Annotated in this window: 11 protein-coding genes and 1 tRNA gene; all 12 read left to right on the forward strand. The window is 70.8% G+C overall.

Annotated features, from left to right (window positions below; all coding sequences use genetic code 11):
• The first annotated feature begins 218 nt into the window (after nt 1-218).
• The 12 genes from Sp245p_RS26870 (at nt 219) to Sp245p_RS26925 (ending at nt 15,593) form a co-directional block, all read left to right on the forward strand.
• The gene (locus tag Sp245p_RS26870) at nt 219-2,369 is read left to right on the forward strand and encodes a TonB-dependent siderophore receptor (protein WP_420867248.1); all 2,151 of its coding nucleotides are present in this window, start codon (nt 219-221) and stop codon (nt 2,367-2,369) included.
• A 10-nt stretch (nt 2,370-2,379) separates the two neighbouring features.
• Nucleotides 2,380-3,318 carry an ABC transporter substrate-binding protein gene (locus tag Sp245p_RS26875; protein WP_014241938.1) on the forward strand — a complete coding sequence of 313 codons (939 nt, stop codon included), beginning with the start codon at nt 2,380-2,382 and terminating at the stop codon, nt 3,316-3,318.
• Nucleotides 3,311-5,305 carry a Fe(3+)-hydroxamate ABC transporter permease FhuB gene (gene fhuB, locus Sp245p_RS26880; protein WP_109139196.1) on the forward strand — a complete coding sequence of 665 codons (1,995 nt, stop codon included), beginning with the start codon at nt 3,311-3,313 and terminating at the stop codon, nt 5,303-5,305. Before Sp245p_RS26875 ends, fhuB begins: the two co-directional genes overlap by 8 nt.
• Entirely contained in the window at nt 5,305-6,408 is a 1,104-nt protein-coding gene (locus tag Sp245p_RS26885) for a siderophore-interacting protein (protein WP_014241940.1), read from the forward strand. Before fhuB ends, Sp245p_RS26885 begins: the two co-directional genes overlap by 1 nt.
• On the forward strand, nt 6,405-7,193 hold the full coding sequence (locus Sp245p_RS26890) for an ATP-binding cassette domain-containing protein (RefSeq protein ID WP_014241941.1): 789 nt from the start codon (nt 6,405-6,407) through the stop codon (nt 7,191-7,193). Before Sp245p_RS26885 ends, Sp245p_RS26890 begins: the two co-directional genes overlap by 4 nt.
• A gap of 529 nt (nt 7,194-7,722) precedes the next feature.
• Nucleotides 7,723-7,798 (forward strand) — tRNA-Trp (locus Sp245p_RS26895).
• Nucleotides 7,799-8,277: 479 nt separating this feature from the next.
• On the forward strand, nt 8,278-9,024 hold the full coding sequence (locus tag Sp245p_RS26900) for an RNA polymerase sigma factor (protein ID WP_014241944.1): 747 nt from the start codon (nt 8,278-8,280) through the stop codon (nt 9,022-9,024).
• A 90-nt stretch (nt 9,025-9,114) separates the two neighbouring features.
• Nucleotides 9,115-10,179 (forward strand): patatin-like phospholipase family protein, encoded by a 1,065-nt coding sequence (locus tag Sp245p_RS26905; protein ID WP_014241945.1) that lies wholly within the window; start codon nt 9,115-9,117, stop codon nt 10,177-10,179.
• Nucleotides 10,176-11,357, forward strand: coding sequence for an alanine racemase (gene alr, locus Sp245p_RS26910; RefSeq protein ID WP_109139073.1), 1,182 nt, complete (start codon nt 10,176-10,178; stop codon nt 11,355-11,357). Before Sp245p_RS26905 ends, alr begins: the two co-directional genes overlap by 4 nt.
• A complete protein-coding gene (locus Sp245p_RS26915; protein WP_014241947.1) occupies nt 11,354-12,556 on the forward strand; it encodes an ABC transporter substrate binding protein in 1,203 nt (400 codons plus the stop codon). Before alr ends, Sp245p_RS26915 begins: the two co-directional genes overlap by 4 nt.
• A 2-nt stretch (nt 12,557-12,558) precedes the next feature.
• Nucleotides 12,559-15,069, forward strand: a complete 2,511-nt coding sequence (locus Sp245p_RS26920) for an MFS transporter (RefSeq protein ID WP_109139074.1) — start codon at nt 12,559-12,561, stop codon at nt 15,067-15,069.
• Nucleotides 15,066-15,593: a GNAT family N-acetyltransferase gene (locus Sp245p_RS26925; protein WP_014241949.1), complete on the forward strand. Its 528-nt coding sequence runs from the start codon at nt 15,066-15,068 to the stop codon at nt 15,591-15,593. The genes Sp245p_RS26920 and Sp245p_RS26925 overlap by 4 nt, the downstream gene beginning before the upstream one ends.
• The last annotated feature ends 11 nt before the right edge of the window (nt 15,594-15,604 follow it).

A 15,604-nucleotide genomic window follows, 5' to 3' on the forward strand; every position in this document is an offset into this window, starting at 1 on the left:
ATTTCACGGCGATGAAAGAATCCCCTTAAGTTCCGCCTACCCCCTTCGTCTTAGAGCCAGGAGACGGGTTTCGCAGGACGCGGAACCCGCCGGATCGAGCGTCATTCGGGGGTTTGGAGATGGAGATTGGGGTTGGTGCGGCCGCAGCGGCCGTCCGTCCGGCGACGGGCACGCGCGGGCGTCTGAAAGCTGTCCTGCTAGCGACGACGATGGCCGGAATGACGGCGTTGGCGCATCAGCCAACCGCCCTGGCGCAGCAGCAGCCGGCCGGCGGCCCGGTCAGCGGCGGATCGTCCGGCAACGCGACGGTTCTCGCCCCGATCACCGTCCAGGGCGTCGTCGGCGGCACCGGTGGCTATGTCGCGACGCGCAGCGCCGTCGGCACCAAGGTGGACACGCCGCTCGTCGAGATTCCGCAGACCATCTCCGTCGTGACCCGCGAGGAGATGGACCAGCGCGCCGTTCAGGATTTCGGCGGTGCTGTCGCCTACTCGCCCGGCATCGTCGTGGTCGATTATCCGGGCGGCCCCGGCGCCCCGGACTTCTCGATGCGCGGCTTCCGCGACTTCAGCCTGTTCGGCATCTACCGCGACGGCCTGCGGGCCGGTTTCAACAACTACGACACCAATTTCGAGCCCTACGGGCTGGAGCGCGTCGACATCGTGAAGGGCCCCTCGTCGGTCCTGTTCGGCCAGACCGCGCCCGGCGGCGTCGTGAACCTGACCAGCAAGCGGCCCACGGCCGCTCCGCTGCACGAAATCCAGCTTCAGACCGGCAGCTACAAGCGCCGTCAGGCCGCCTTCGATCTCGGCGGACCGGTCGATGGCGAGGGCAAGGTGCTCTACCGCCTGACCGGGCTCGGCCGCCTGTCCGACACCCAGGTGGACCACGCGCCGGACGACCGCTTCTACATCGCGCCGGCGGTGACCTTCAAGCCGACCGACAGGACCAAGCTGACCCTGCTCGCCAGCTACCAGTCGCTGAAGATGAGCGGGTCGGAGCAGAGCATCCCGCGCAGCGCGCTCGACCTGATCGGCACCGACCTCTATTTCGGCGTTCCGGGCGTGTCCGACTGGCGGGTGAAGAACACGTCGATCGGCTACGAGGTCGAGCATGAGCTGAGCCCGGGCTGGACGATCCACCAGAACGCCCGCTACATGCATTCGCGGGTGAGCTTCCAGTCCTCCTTCAGCACCGAATGGCCGGTCGAGCTGGTGGACGGCCGCTATTACCCGGTGGGGCTGCAGGACCGTCCGAAGAACACCGACACCTACCTGATCGACAGCAACATCCAGGGCAAGCTGACCACCGGCCCGGTCTCGCACACCATCCTGGCCGGCGTCGATTACGGCTACTACTCCGGCAAGGAGACGCGGCGGAACACGCTGAATTCGCTGGTCGTCGACATCTTCAACCCGATCTATCCGGGGACGGAGTTCCTCTACGCCGACCCCTGGGTGAACGGGAAGAGCAAGCTGTCGCAGATCGGCGCCTACCTCCAGGACCAGCTGCGCTACGACAATTGGATCCTGACGCTCAGCGGCCGTCAGGACTGGGTGGTCGGCAAGGAGGTCGACTATCTTTCCAACGGCTTCCAGACCACGCGCGACCACGACTTCACCGGGCGCGCCGGCCTCGGCTACGTCTTCGACAACGGCATCGCGCCCTACGCCAGCTACGCGACCTCGTTCCAGCCGAGCACCGGCACGCTGGCGCCGGAACGCGGCGGCGGCACCTTCAAGCCGACCACCGGCACGCAGTACGAGGTCGGTGTGAAGTACCAGCCGACGGGCTGGAACAGCTTCATCTCCGCCTCGCTCTACCACATCACCCAGCAGAACGTGTCGACCAACGACCCGCTCTACAGCGGCTACGCCGTGCAGGAGGGCGAGATCCGCAGCCGCGGTGTCGAGCTGGAGGGCAAGATGGCGCTGACGGAGGCGTTCAGCCTGATCGCCTCCTACGCCTTCATCGACGCCGAGATCACCAAGGACAACCCGGCCGTCGGGTCCTCCACCAGCTCGGTCGGGCTGCGGCCGAAGGGGATTCCGCGCCACATGGCCTCGGCCTGGGGCGACTACACCTTCAAGGCGGGGCCGCTGGACGGGCTCGGCCTCGGGGCGGGGGTGCGCTATGTCGGCTCGTCCAAGAACATCGCCAACACCGCGAGCATCCCCGAGCACGCGCTGATCGACGCCGCCATCCGCTACGACCTGGGCGCCCTGCGTCCGGAGCTGGCGGGCGCCAGCGCCGCGCTCAACGTCAGCAACCTGACCGACAAAAAATATTATTCGCCGGGCTTCTACGACAACACCGTGCTGTACGGCAACCGCCGCCAGATCCTGGCGACGCTGAAGTACAGCTGGTAAGGCCTCCCCGATGCCCGGCATCAACGGCACCGTCGGCCGGCGCCGCATCCTTCGCACCGCCGCCATGCTCCCTGCCGTCCTGCTCTCTGCCGGTCTGATGGCCGGCGGCGCGCGGGCGGCGGAGCGAAGGACGGACGGCGGACTCTGCGCGCTCGACTGGACGAGCGCGCAGGCCCTGCTGGCGCTGGGCATCGTTCCCCGCGGCCTGCCCGAGCTTGACCGCTACCGCCGGGCGGTGGTCGAACCGGCGGTGCCGGACGGCGTTCCGGACGTCGGCGCGCGGGCGGAGCCGAACCTGGAGCTGCTCGACCGGCTGGCCCCGGCACGCTTCGTCAGCGACGGCACGCTGTCGGCGGTGCAGGGCCGGCTGGAACGGATCGCCCCGGTCACCGTCCATCCGCCCTTCGACACCCGCTCCGACAGGGGCGGGCAGCCGGGTGGACAACTCGCCTTCGCCATCGCGTCGCTGCGCGGGCTGGCCGCCGGCCTCGGCGTGCCGGAGGCGGCGGAACAGGCGGTCGCCCGGCTCGACCGCACTCTGGCGGCGGCGCGCGACCGGCTGTCCGGATGGGAGCCGCGACCGCTCTACATCCTCAGTGTGCTCGACGGGCGGCGCGTCCTCATCCACGGGCGCAACAGCCTCTATCACGACGTCCTCGACCGGCTGGGCATCGCGAACGCCTGGACCGGCCCCAGCGGCCCCTACGGCCACGCCACGGTGACCATGGACCGGCTGGCCGGGCGCCCCGACGCCGGGCTGGTCAACATCGGCAGCGAGGGCGGACGGGCGCTGGAGGCGCTGGCCGCCCTGCCGCTGTTCGCCGGGCTGCCCTTCCTGCGCGAAGGCCGGGTCACCATCCTGCCGCCCATCCTGTTCTACGGCGGCGTCCCGGCGGCGGAGCGCTTCGCCCGCCTGCTCGGCGAGGGGATTGCGCCGCATCATGGCTGACACCGCGACGTCATCCCCCTCCCGCCGCTTCGATCCCGCCTGGCCGGTCATCGGCCTGTTCCTGCTGGCCGGGCTGGTGTCCGCCCTCGTCCTTGAGCGGCAATTGCCGGCCGGGCTGTGGTGGCGGGCGCTCGTCGCTCCCGACCCGGGACGGCTCGACCAGCTCGCCGCCCATTACGTCCTGTTCCCGCGCTTCGCGGTCGCCTTGCTGGTCGGGGCGGCGCTGGGGCTCGCCGGGGCCATCCTCCAGCAGGTCCTGCGCAACCCGCTGGCCGAGCCCGCCACGCTGGGCATCTCCGCCGGCGCGCACCTGTCGCTCGCCGTCGCCACGCTGTGGCTGCCCGACGCGCTGGCGCTGGGGCGGGAATGGGTGGCGCTGGCCGGCGCCGGGCTGTCGGCGGCGGCGCTGCTGGCGCTGTCCTGGCGCAAGGGGCTGTCGCCGGTCACCGTCGTTCTGGCCGGCCTCGTCCTCAGCCTCTACGCCGGGTCGGTCAGCGGCGTGATGGTGCTGTTCAACCACGACCTGCTGATCGGCCTGTTCCTGTGGGGCGCCGGCTTTCTCGACCAGCAGGATTGGAGCACGGCCGCCTTCCTGGCGCCGCGGCTGGCGATGCTGGCGCTCGCCGCCACGCTGGTCCTGCGCCCGCTGGTCCTGCTCGGCCTCGGCGAGGGCGGGGCGCGCAGCCTGGGCCTGTCGGTGGCGGGCGTCCGTCTGGCCGGTCTGGTGATCGCGGTGATGCTGGCGGCGTTGAGCGTCGCCGCCGTCGGCGTGGTCAGCTTCGTCGGGCTGGCCGCCCCGACCATCGTCGGCATGGCCGGCGCCCGCCGGCTGGGTCCGCGCCTGCTCTGGGCGACACTGTGCGGCGCCGCCCTGCTGTGGGCGACCGACGCCCTGGTGCTGCTGGCCCCGGTCACCTACCGCGAGCTGCCGACCGGCGCCGTCACCGCGGTGCTGGGCGTGCCGATGCTGCTGTGGCTGCTGCCCCACCTGCGCACGACGGCACCGCCAGTCACGTCCACCGCCGCGCCGCCGCCGCGGGCGCACCGCCCGGCGTTGCTGCTCGCCGCCGGCGCCCTGCTGCTGCCGCTGGCCCTGTGGGCGGCGGTCGCCGCCGGCCGCGGGCCAGACGGCTGGGAATGGAGTGCTGGCGGCGCTCTTGCCGCGGTGGAGCCCTGGCGCCTGCCGCGGGCGCTCGCCGCGCTGTCCGGCGGGGCGATGCTGGCGGTGGCCGGCGCCACGCTGCAGCGGATGACCGGCAACCCGCTGGCGGCGCCGGAAATCCTCGGCGTGTCCTCCGGCGCGATCCTCGGTGTGATCGTTCTGATGTTCTCGACCGAGGCGTCCGGCCGCGGCGCCCAGATCCTGGCCGGTGGGGCGGGAGCGGCGGCGGTGCTGGCGGCGATGCTGGCGCTCGGCCACAGGGACGGCTTTTCGCCCGACCGGCTGCTGCTGGCCGGGATCGCCACCAGCTCCATCTCCGGGGTCGTCGTCGCCGTCCTGATGGCCGGGCACGACCCGCGCCTGCAGACGCTCGTCACCTGGCTGTCCGGCTCCACCTACATGGTCGGCCCGACCGACGCGCTGGCGACGGCGCTGCTGGCCGGGCTCGCCGTCGCCGCCATCCCTTTCGTCGCCCGCTGGCTCGACCTGCTGCCGCTCGGCGGCGGGGTGGCGGCGGCGCTGGGGGTCAGCCCGCCGCTCAGCCGCGCCGTCCTGTTCAGCCTGTCGGCGCTGCTGACCGCGGCGGCGACGCTGATCGTCGGGCCGCTGAGCTTCGTCGGGCTGATGGGGCCGCACCTCGCCCGCATGATGGGCCTGCAGCGGGCGGCGGCCCATCTCGCCGGCTCCGCCCTGCTCGGCGGGCTGGTCATGCTGGCGGCCGACTGGCTTGGACGCGGCATGATCTTCCCCTATCAAGTGCCCGCCGGGCTGCTCGCGTCCGTGATCGGCGGCCCCTTCCTCCTCTGGCTTCTGGGACGGCGCTGATGCCCCGCTTTTCCTGCGACACCGCGATTCCCCAAGACCTCCTCCCCGGCACCCCCGCCGCCGCGGCGGACTGGCTGGTCGCCGCCTCCGAGCCCTACGGCCTGACCTTCACCCGCGACGGCGACCGCCGGACGACGGACGGACCGTTCGGCCGCCTGACTCTGACCGTGGGCACGGACGCGCTGCGTCTGCGGGCGGAATCGGACGACCGCGGCCTCCTGGAGCGGTTTCGCGGCTCCATTACCGAGCAGTTGCTCGGCCTGCTCGGGGAGGACACGGCGATCGTCTGGACCGGCGACGTCGAGACCGGGGCGCTGTTCGCCGATTTCCGCGAAATCCGCGTCGCCGCCGTCCGCGACCTGACCCCGCGCCTGCGCCGCATCACCTTCCACGGCCGGGACCTTGGCCGCTTCGCGACGTCGGACAACCTGCATGTCCGCCTCTACCTGCCGCCGCCGGGGCTGGAGGCGCCGTCCTGGCCGCGCCCCGGCCCCGACGGGCGGCCGGTCCTGCCCGACCCCGAGCGCCGGCCGGCGGTCCGCTACTACACCCTGCGGCGCGTCGATGCCGACGCCGGCGAGCTGGACATCGACGTCGTCCTGCACGAGGACGGCGGCCATGATGACGGCCATTCCGGCGAGGCCCCCGGCGCCGACTTCGCCCGGCGGGCGCGGCCCGGCGACCTCTGCGGCATGTCCGGCCCCTACGGGCTCGGCGTTTCCCCGGCCTCCTGGTACCTGCTGGCCGGCGATGAGACGGCCCTCCCTGCCATCGCCCGCATCCTGGAGGAGCTGCCCGACGACGCCCGCGGCACCGCCCTGATCGAGGTGGAGGACGCGGCAGACGAGCTGCCGCTCCGGGCCCCCGCGGGAATCGCCGTCCGCTGGCTGCACCGCCGCAACGCCGATAGGGCCCGCCCGCTGGTCGAGGCGGTGCGCGCCCTGACCCTCCCGGCGGACAGCGCCACTCTGTTCGCCTGGGTCGCCTGCGAGTTCGACAACCTCGCCCGGCTGCGCGAGCATCTGCGCGGGCGCGGCATCGACCGCGACCGCATGCTCGCCGTCGCCTACTGGCGGCGCACCCCGCCGGGGACGTCGGCATGACGCCCGTCACGGAGCCGATGTTCCACCTCGATGGGGTGCGCTTCGCCCTGCCGGGGCGCCTCCTGCTCGACCTGCCGTCCTGCGACCTCTTCCCCCACCGGGTGACCGCGCTGATCGGCCACAACGGCTCTGGCAAATCGACCCTGCTGAAGATTCTCGCCCGCCAGCAGCCGGCCAGCAGCGGGCGGGTGCTGTTCGACGGCCGGCCCCTGGACCGCTGGAAACAGCGGGCGCTCGCCCGCCGCATCGGCTACCTGCCGCAGCACATGCCCGCGGCGTCCGGCCTGCTGGTGCGCGAGCTGGTGGCGCTCGGCCGCTATCCGTGGCACGGCGCGCTCGGCGCCTTCCGCGCGGAGGACGCCCGCAAGGTGGAGGAGGCGCTGGCGCTGACCGACACCGCGCCCTTCGCTGACCGGCTGGTCGACAGCCTGTCGGGCGGCGAGCGGCAGCGGGTGTGGCTGGCCATGCTGATCGCGCAGGACGCCGGCTGCCTGCTGCTCGACGAGCCGATCTCGGCGCTCGACGTCGCCCATCAGGTGGAGGTGCTGGCCCTGGTCCGCCGCCTGTCGCGCGAGCGCGGCATCGGGGTGGTCGCGGTGCTGCACGACGTGAACATGGCGGCCCGCTTCTGCGACGACATCGTCGCCCTGCAGGGAGGGCGGCTGATCGACCGCGGAGCCCCGGCCGAGATCATGACGCCCGCCCGGCTGCGCGCCATCTACGGCCTGCCGATGGCGGTGATCCCCCATCCGGACAGCGGGCAGCCGGTCGCGCTGGTGCGCTGAGCGTCGGCAAGCGCGCTCAATCCCCGCCGTCTCCCAGGATTCCGAGCTGGCCCGAACGCACGAAGCAAGGAGCAGACCGCCCTGAACGGCGCGGACCGCGGGCGGTCGGAAACGCTCGCCCAGAGCATCCTGTCCCCAGCCGGTCAGGCGATCCTGCTGCGCCACGGCTTCGCGAGCCCGTGACGCGGGAGGCGTCACACGCCAACCCTTCCCGCGCCAACCATGGCTTCCCTGACATCATTCTTTAAAATTTGACATCTGTATTTTCAAATATGTCGTATTTCTACAAATACATCGGACTCTATGTTCCGTTTCATACCAAAATTTACTTTTATTGGTAAATTTTTACTTTCCATACTGCGGGGATGGAGGGCTGGCGGTGGTCCAGCCACGGTCGAAGCGCTTGCCCCAGCTCCGCTCTCCGCCCTGTCTGTGGTGAAAGAGCGTTTCGGATCGGATCACAGCAATTTTCTGCTGGTGTGCCGCTCTGAAATCGCCTAAAAGCGGCTTCCCGCTGCAAGGCGGCGACAGGAGTGTAGCTCAATTGGTAGAGCACCGGTCTCCAAAACCGGGGGTTGGGGGTTCGAGCCCCTCCACTCCTGCCATCCGGCAGATGATTCGGATGGCCCCGCACACCGCGGTATCTCCCCCCTGAAATATAGAAATCTGGAAACATTGTCGGGGCTGCGATCGAGCATTCGATCCCCTTGGTTAATACACTTTTATCCTTAAGGCCCTGAACGGCCCGGCGCTACGTGGCGTTACTGCCCTATCCCGATCCTTCGCTGCCAACCCGTAGAATCGACGCATCCACCTGCGTGTGCATAGCCATGTCTTGATTATCAAGACATAGTGCGGTTGTAGTCAGATAGGCTTTTTTTTAGATAAGCTCGTCCGAAATACATAGGTATTTCGAAAAAAAGTATATCCAGTTCGTTCACGCATAGAACTTGGCGAGCGTCCCTTGAGCAAAACGCGCAAGGGACGTCATATGCAGCAAAGAGCGCAACCTTTGGGGGACACCCCCACCGGAACAGCGTTGGATCGGCGGCGGGAACCGAAACGCCCCTGGCCCTCCCTGTCCATGGCTGGATCGCCGCGGCTTCTCTCCCGCACCGGGGAGGATCTCCACGAATTGGACGATTCCGGCCTTTTGGAACGCATCGCGACCGGAGACCAGACGGCCTTCTGGGTCTTCTGGTGCCGCCATTACACCGACCTGTTCTGGACATATCAAAGGTTGTGCAAAGGAAACAGGCAGGAAATCCACGACTGCCTGAGCGGGCTCTGCCTCAGCCTGTCGGATGTCCTGCCCCTCTACGCGCGCTCCATCCTCAACACGCGCACCTGGTTGCGGCGCACCGCCATCAACCATTTCATCGACCGGCACCGCGCCCACCAGCGCCACCCCGTCCTGGTCGGCTCCCTCGTCGAGATCGCCTCCATCGCCGACGGGTCCAGCGGGCGGGACGCCATGGACCCGGAACGCACCAACGCCGACCGCGCCCTGCTCGTCAAGGTCCTGGAGTCGCTCGACGGCATCCGGGATGAGCGGATGCGCCAAGCCGCCCGCATGCGCTTCATCGAGGAACAGCCCTACGCGGACATCGCGGCGGAGCTGTCCATCTCCGAAGAGCTGGCGCGCAAGTGGATCCAGCAGATCCGCAGCTATCTGCGCAGCGCCGTTCCCGATCACCGCGACCTGCTGGCGAAACCGCCGCCCGACACCCCCCAGGCTCGGCGCGCCACCAAGCACGGCGTGCTGACCCGTACCCGCCCTCCCAAGGCCGCTCCGAAGGCCCCTCCGACGACCATGAAGCCGGCGCTCTGACTGGCACCGCACGCCCGAGCGCAACCGAGCCCACCCCCATTCCCAACCCTGGCGCCCACCCACCCACGGCGCCAACGACCGGAGCCATTCATGCCCGACCAGACCATGCCCGCCCCCGCCGTCCAACCCGCCAACCGGAAGGGCGCCAAGCCGATCAACCTCGCGCTCCAGGGGGGCGGCGCCCACGGCTCCTTCACCTGGGGCGTGCTCGACCGCATCCTGGAGGATGGGCGCCTGACCATCGACGGCATTGTCGGCACCAGCGCCGGCGCCATGAACTGCGCCGTCACCGCCTATGGCCTGACCATCGGCGGTCCTGAGGGCGCGCGGAGCAAACTGCGCGAATTCTGGCGCCGCATCTCCGACGAGGCGAAGAAGGGGCCGCTTCAGCCGACCCCGCTCGACAAGATGTTCAGCAAGGGGAACATGGACTTCTCCCCGCTCTGGCAGATGTTCGACGCGCTGTCGCGCATGATGTCGCCGTACGAGCTGAACCCGATGAACATGAACCCACTGCGCGACGTGCTGTCGGACGTGGTGGACTTCAAGCGGCTGCGCAAGGCGCCGGCCTGCAAGACCTTCATCGCGGCGACCGACGTCTGCGCCGGCCGGCTGAAGGTGTTCGGCCCCAAGGACATCTCGGTGGACGCGGTGCTCGCCTCGGCCTGCCTGCCCTTCCTGTTCCAGGCGGTCCAGGTCGGCAACGCCTTCTACTGGGACGGCGGCTATTCCGGGAACCCGCCGCTGTTCCCGCTGATCGACCAGTGCGACAGCCGCGACATCCTGATCGTCCAGATCAACCCGGTCCGCGTGCCGGTGCCGCCGCGCACCGCCCGCGAGATCATGGACCGCGTCAACACGCTCAGCTTCAACTCCAGCATGATGCGCGAGCTTCGCGTCGTCGATTTCGTCTCCAAGCTGATCGACTCCGGCGAACTCAGCCCGGACAAGCACAAGAAGATGCACATCCACACCGTCGACGCCGAAGAGGTCGTGGAGAAGCTGGGCGTCACCAGCAAGCTGAACGCCGACTGGGACTTCCTGACCTACATGTTCGAAACGGGCCGTCACAAGGCCGAGGAGTTCCTGGATCAGCACTTCGACAAGATCGGCAGGGAATCCTCGACCGACATCAGCGCGAAGTTCCTTGCATGACAGGAACGCGGACGGGCCGGCGGGGCAGCACCACCGCCTGGGCGGACATCGATCTGCACGCCCTCGGCCGGAACCTGGAACGGCTGCGCCGCAGCCTTCCCCCCGGTCAGGCCGTCTTCGGCGTGGTGAAGGCGGACGCCTACGGCCACGGCGCCGGACCGGTCGGTCGGGCGCTCCAGCGGTTCGAGATCGACGGGCTGGTGGTCGCCGACATGGGCGAGGGCATCACCCTGCGGCGGGCCGGAGTCACGGCCCCCATCCTGGTCATCGACCCGCCGCTGCCCAGCCAGCTTCGGTTGCCCGCCCTGCACCGGCTGGGCGCCACCGTCACCAGCGCGGCGGAGGCGCGGGCCCTCGCCACCGCCGCCAACCGCGCCGGACGGATGGTCGACGTGCATGTCCGGGTGAACACCGGCTTCGCCGGCTTCGGGGGGCCGCGGGCGGATCTGACCGACCTGCTGGCCGCGGTTGCCGCCGCGCCGGCGCTGCGGCTGGAAGGGCTTTACACCCACCTGTCCGGCGCCTATGGCCCTTACGAGGACGGAGGCTTGGCGGAGCTGGAGCGGTTCGGGGAGGCGGTCGAGGCGGTGCGGGCAACCGGCCTGCTGCCGCCGCTGGTCCACGCGCTCAGCAGCGCGGCGCTCGGCCGGCCCCTGCTGACCGGGGCCGCGGCGCGCATCGGCTGCACGGCGGTGCGCTGCGGCGCCGCCCTGTTCGGCATCCGCATGGTGGATGGGGAGTTGCCCCTCCCCCTCGCTCCGGTGATGAGCGTGAAGGCCCGCGTCACCCGCGTGACGGCGCTGGAGCCGGGCGACGCCGCCGATTACGCCGCCGCCAGCGCGGCACCCCGACGCACGCCGGTGGCGGTCCTGCCCTTCGGCTTCTCCGACGGTCACCACCTGCATCGGCTGGCCGGCGGGATCCTGCTGATCCGGGGGCGCCCGGCGCCGGTCCTGGGGCGCCCCTTCATGAGCAGCCTGCTGGCCGACCTGACAGACGTCCCCGGCGTCCAGCCGGGCGATGAGGCGGTCCTGATCGGGCGGCAGGGCGATCACCGGATCACCGTGGAGGACATCGCGGCGCGGTCCGGGCTGCGCCCCAGCGCAATCCCGCTTCTCGGGCCGCGGGTCGTCCGTCGCTACCGGTCGAGCGCCGCAGGGGAGGACCAAACGGAATGAGCCCGCACGTGCCGTCCGTCACCAGCCAATCCACCACCACGGGCCATCCAGCCGCGGCGATGACCCGCCGCGGCTGGATGGCCGGGGCCGCCGCCGCCGGCTTCGGCGCTCTCTGCCCGTCGCCCGCAGTCCTGGCCGCCCCCCGCCCCCTGCCGTCGGTCCGGGACGTGCCGCGGCGCTGGCGTGTCGGCTACGCCGAATCCATGCCCTACGGCAACTACGCCGCGACGCTCGCCGCCATCCTCGGCGAGCTGGAGCGGATGGGCTGGACCGGCCCGCTGACGGGCCTGCCCTACCGGCCGGGGCAGACCGACACCGCCAGCCTGTGGTCCTGGCTGGCCGCCCGCGCCGGCAGCCCGGTCCTGGACTTCGTCCCCGACGCCCACACCACCAACCTGACCCCCGAGGGGGCCGCGGCGCTTGTGAAGCGTCTGCAGGATCCGGGCGACATCGACCTGATGATCGTCATGGGAACCGTCGCCGGCGTCGCCCTGGCGACCGACGCGCACCGGATGCCGGTTCTCGCCTTCTCCTGCACCAATCCGATCGCCGCCGGGATCGTCGCATCGGAAACCGACACCGGGCGCGATCATGTGTGGGCGCATCTCGATCCGCTGCGCTTCCAGCGCCAGCTGACCATCTTCCACAAGACCTTCCAGTTCCGGCGGCTGGGCATCGCCTACGACGACAGCCCGACGGGACGGGCCATCGCCTCGCTGCCCGACATCGAGGCGACGGCCGAGCGGCTCGGCTTCGCACTGGTGCGCCGGCACGTCCGCGCGCCGATCGACCATCTCGACCAGTACCGCTACGAGGTCGAGCTGACCGCCGCCTGGGAGGCGCTGTCGCGCGAGGCGGATGCCGTCTACATCACCTACGGGCGCTGGCCGCTGGACCGCTTCACCTCGCTGGCCCGGCCCTTCCTGAAACAGCGCATCCCGACCTTCTCGCAACTCGGCCCCGAGGAGGTGGAGCGCGGCGCGCTGATGAGCATCGCCCGCGCCGACATGGCGGGCATCGGCCATTTCGGCGCCGCCACCCTCGCCCGCGTCATGGCCGGCGAGCCGCTGCGCCACCTGCCGCAGGTCTATTTCGACACGCCGTCCATCGCCTGGAACGCGGCGACGGCGGCAGCCATCGGCTACCCCATCCCCTTCCCAGCGCTGCTGGCCGCGGATTCACTGCACGGAGTGCTCTAGCCATGGCCTCACCCGGCACTCCGTCCGGCCGCTCCGGCCCCCTCCGCGCCTTTCTGGTGTCCGTGCTTCTGGTCGGGGTGACTCTGGCCTTCAGCCTGAGCATCAATCTCGGCTCCTTCCGCCAGAACCACGCGGGCACGCTGATGGCCGCCTTCGCGGTGGTCGGCGGCAAGACCGTGGAGAACGTCCAGAACGCGCTGGGCTACGGCAAGCCGTTGGACGACTTCTACGGGCTGGAGGCGATCCTCGACCAGCTCGCCGCCAATCTGCCCTGGGCGGGGGGGATCGGGGTGGCGGTGGCGGACGGACGCATCGTCGCCACCGCCAGGGGACGGCTCGTGGAGCCGATGCCGGAAGCCACCCTGCGCCATGCCCGCGCCGAGCTGGAGCGCCGCCCCCACTGGTTCCGGCACGACGCCGACCGCGGGTCCTACGTCCTCTATCTGCCGATCCGCAATCCCGGCGAGGCCGAGCGGGACGGCCGGCAGGCCAACGCTCCCGCCGGCTTTCTCATCATCCAGTCCGACAGCGCCAGGGTGGACGACCGCGTCGAGGAGTTCCGCGACCGCACCCTGCCGCAGCTCCTGTGGACGGGGCTGGGGACGGTCGGCTTCCTCGGCCTGACCGGTCTGGTGATGGCCTTCGGCCTGCGCCGCGCGTCGGAAGGCCGCCGGGTCCGGCTGGAGCGCCTGCGCCGGCTGCTGGCGCTCGGCGCGATGCTCGCCGCCCAGACCGCGGCGGCGGCGGAATGCTACACGCTGATCTCCACCGCCCATCTGGAGGCCGCCGAACAGGCGACCCAGATCATCGCCCGGATGATCCGCAACGACGTCGAGTCGGTGGTCCGGCGCGGACTGGACTATGGGTCGCTGGTCGGGGTGGATGGCTATTTCGAGCGCATCCGCGCCAGCATGCCCACCCTGCAATCCATCGAACTGGCCATGCCCGGCGCAAGCCCGCCGGCGCACGACGGACGCCACATGGTGACCGGCGTTCCCTTCCTGTCGGACATGCCGGACGTGACGCTGCGCTGGCCGCTCGCCCAGGACCGCGGCGGCGAGTCGCGCGAGCTGGTGGCCGTGGTGGACGGCGACCGGGTGGCCGCGCAGCTGACCGAGTTCGGGCTGGACATGGCGACCATCCTCGTCACCTCGCTGCTGTTCATGTTCGAGATGGACCGTGCGCTCGGCGGACGGACGCGGATGGCCCATCGTTCGGGCGACGGGCGCGCCGCGGCGGGGGAGACCGGCGATTTCGCCGGCTTCATCCGCTTCTCGGCCTTTCTGATGTATTTCGGCGCCTTCCTGCCGGTGTCCTTCGTCCCGCTGCTGATGACCAGCTTCGGCGGGGAGCCCTTTCCCTTTCTGTCCCCGTCCCAGATCGCCGCGGCGCCGCTGACGGCGGAGATGCTGTGCGGGGTCGCCGCGGCGCTGGCCGCCGGACGGTTGACCGGGCGGCTCGGCTGGCGGGCGGTCTCGCTGACCGGCTTCGCCGCTGCGGGGGCGGGAATGGCGCTGGCCGCCGTGGCGGCGATGACCGCCGACCCGCTGCTGTTCGTCCTGGCCCGCGGGCTGAGCGGGGCGGGCAGCATGGCCGGACTCATCGCCGCGAACGCCCTGATCGGGCGGCTGCGCGGGGTTTCGGATGGTTCCGCTCTGCAACCCGGCCTGTTCGCCGGCATGTACGCCGGGGTGAATTGCGGGGCCGTGTCGGGCGCCCTGCTCTCCACCACCTACGGGCCGGTGACGGTGTTCGCCGCAGGCGCCCTGATCCCGTTGGCAGGATTGCTCTACACCGCTTTCGGCATTCCCCGCCTGCCCGGAACCGTCCCGCCGGACGCCGCGCAATGCGCGCCTGCGGCGGTTCCCTTGCCCGGCAGCGCGACGGTCCACCCACGGCACCGGCGCATCAAGGTGCCTCTGTTCCTGGCGCTGATCTCCCTGCCCACCGCGGTGGCGGCGATGTTCCTGCCTTTCTATCTGCCGCTGTTCATCGCGGACCTCGGCCTGTCGTCGGCGACTGTGGGCCGCGCCTACCTGCTGCACGGTCTGTGCGTCGTTCTGGCCGGTCCGCTGCTGACCCGGATGGCGGCGCGGCGCCTGCCGATTCCGGGGGTGACGCTGCTGTCCGCGGCGATGATCGCCGGGGCGCTGGCCCTGTTCGGTCTCCAGGCGTCGCTGTGGACGGCCTTCGCCGCCGTGTTCGCGATCGGCTTGGCGGAGAGCTTCGGCCTGTCCGCCCAGATGCGCCACGTCGAGCTGCTGGCGGCGCGCGAGGCGCGGCGGCGCGATTCCGTGCTGGCCCTGCACGTCAACACCCGCAAGCTGGGGCAGGCCGCCGGGCCGTTGCTGTTCGGCACGCTGGCCGCCGCCGTCCCGCTGGGCGCCGGACCGGAGGGGGTTGGCCTGATCGGCGGGCTTCTGGCCGGCAGCCTGCTGCTCTTCGCTTTGCTGACGTGGCGGCGGACCGTCCCTCACCGCACAGCGCGCCAGCGGACGGAGGGCCGGCGATGAGCGGCCTGCGCTTCGCCCTGCTGGAGCCGGATGCGCTGGGCACCGTCCTGGCACTCCAGCGGGAGGCCTGCGGCCCGCTGATGCACCCGCTGGGCGAGGCCGAGCTGTCGGACATGCTGGCCGGGCCACACAGAGGCCATGGGGCGGTGCTCGGCGCGTTGACCGACGACGCGCTTGCCGCCTTTCTCGCCGTGCAGTTTCCCGGTCGGGCCGACCACAATCTGGGCCGCGACTATGGCCTTCATGACGGGGACCTCGACCGGGCGCTGCACTTCACCGGCATCCTCGTGCATCCGGACCGGCGCGGGCAGGGCCTGCACCGGCGCCTGATCGAAACCGCCGCCCAAGGGGTGCTGCCGCCGGACCGGCACCGCTACTGGTTCGCCACCGTCCGGCCCGAGAACACGGCCAGCGTGCGCGGAATGCTGTCGGTCGGCATGCATGTCTTCGCGCGCAAGCCCAAGCACGACGGCCATGACCGTCTCCTCTTCGTCCGCGACCTGTCCGCCCCGGCCGGCGGCTGAGGCGCCCCTTG

Origin of the sequence: Azospirillum baldaniorum (assembly GCF_003119195.2) — a bacterium.
GTDB lineage: Bacteria > Pseudomonadota > Alphaproteobacteria > Azospirillales > Azospirillaceae > Azospirillum > Azospirillum baldaniorum.

Bases quoted from the DNA above. Each gene is read 5' to 3' on its own strand.
- Sp245p_RS26870 (WP_420867248.1), top strand. From the start codon at position 219: ATGACGGCGTTGGCGCATCAGCCAACCGCCCTGGCGCAGCAGCAGCCG.
- Sp245p_RS26875 (WP_014241938.1), top strand. From the start codon at position 2,380: ATGCCCGGCATCAACGGCACCGTCGGCCGGCGCCGCATCCTTCGCACC.
- fhuB (WP_109139196.1), top strand. From the start codon at position 3,311: ATGGCTGACACCGCGACGTCATCCCCCTCCCGCCGCTTCGATCCCGCC.
- Sp245p_RS26885 (WP_014241940.1), top strand. From the start codon at position 5,305: ATGCCCCGCTTTTCCTGCGACACCGCGATTCCCCAAGACCTCCTCCCC.
- Sp245p_RS26890 (WP_014241941.1), top strand. From the start codon at position 6,405: ATGACGCCCGTCACGGAGCCGATGTTCCACCTCGATGGGGTGCGCTTC.
- Sp245p_RS26900 (WP_014241944.1), top strand. From the start codon at position 8,278: ATGGCTGGATCGCCGCGGCTTCTCTCCCGCACCGGGGAGGATCTCCAC.
- Sp245p_RS26905 (WP_014241945.1), top strand. From the start codon at position 9,115: ATGCCCGACCAGACCATGCCCGCCCCCGCCGTCCAACCCGCCAACCGG.
- alr (WP_109139073.1), top strand. From the start codon at position 10,176: ATGACAGGAACGCGGACGGGCCGGCGGGGCAGCACCACCGCCTGGGCG.
- Sp245p_RS26915 (WP_014241947.1), top strand. From the start codon at position 11,354: ATGAGCCCGCACGTGCCGTCCGTCACCAGCCAATCCACCACCACGGGC.
- Sp245p_RS26920 (WP_109139074.1), top strand. From the start codon at position 12,559: ATGGCCTCACCCGGCACTCCGTCCGGCCGCTCCGGCCCCCTCCGCGCC.
- Sp245p_RS26925 (WP_014241949.1), top strand. From the start codon at position 15,066: ATGAGCGGCCTGCGCTTCGCCCTGCTGGAGCCGGATGCGCTGGGCACC.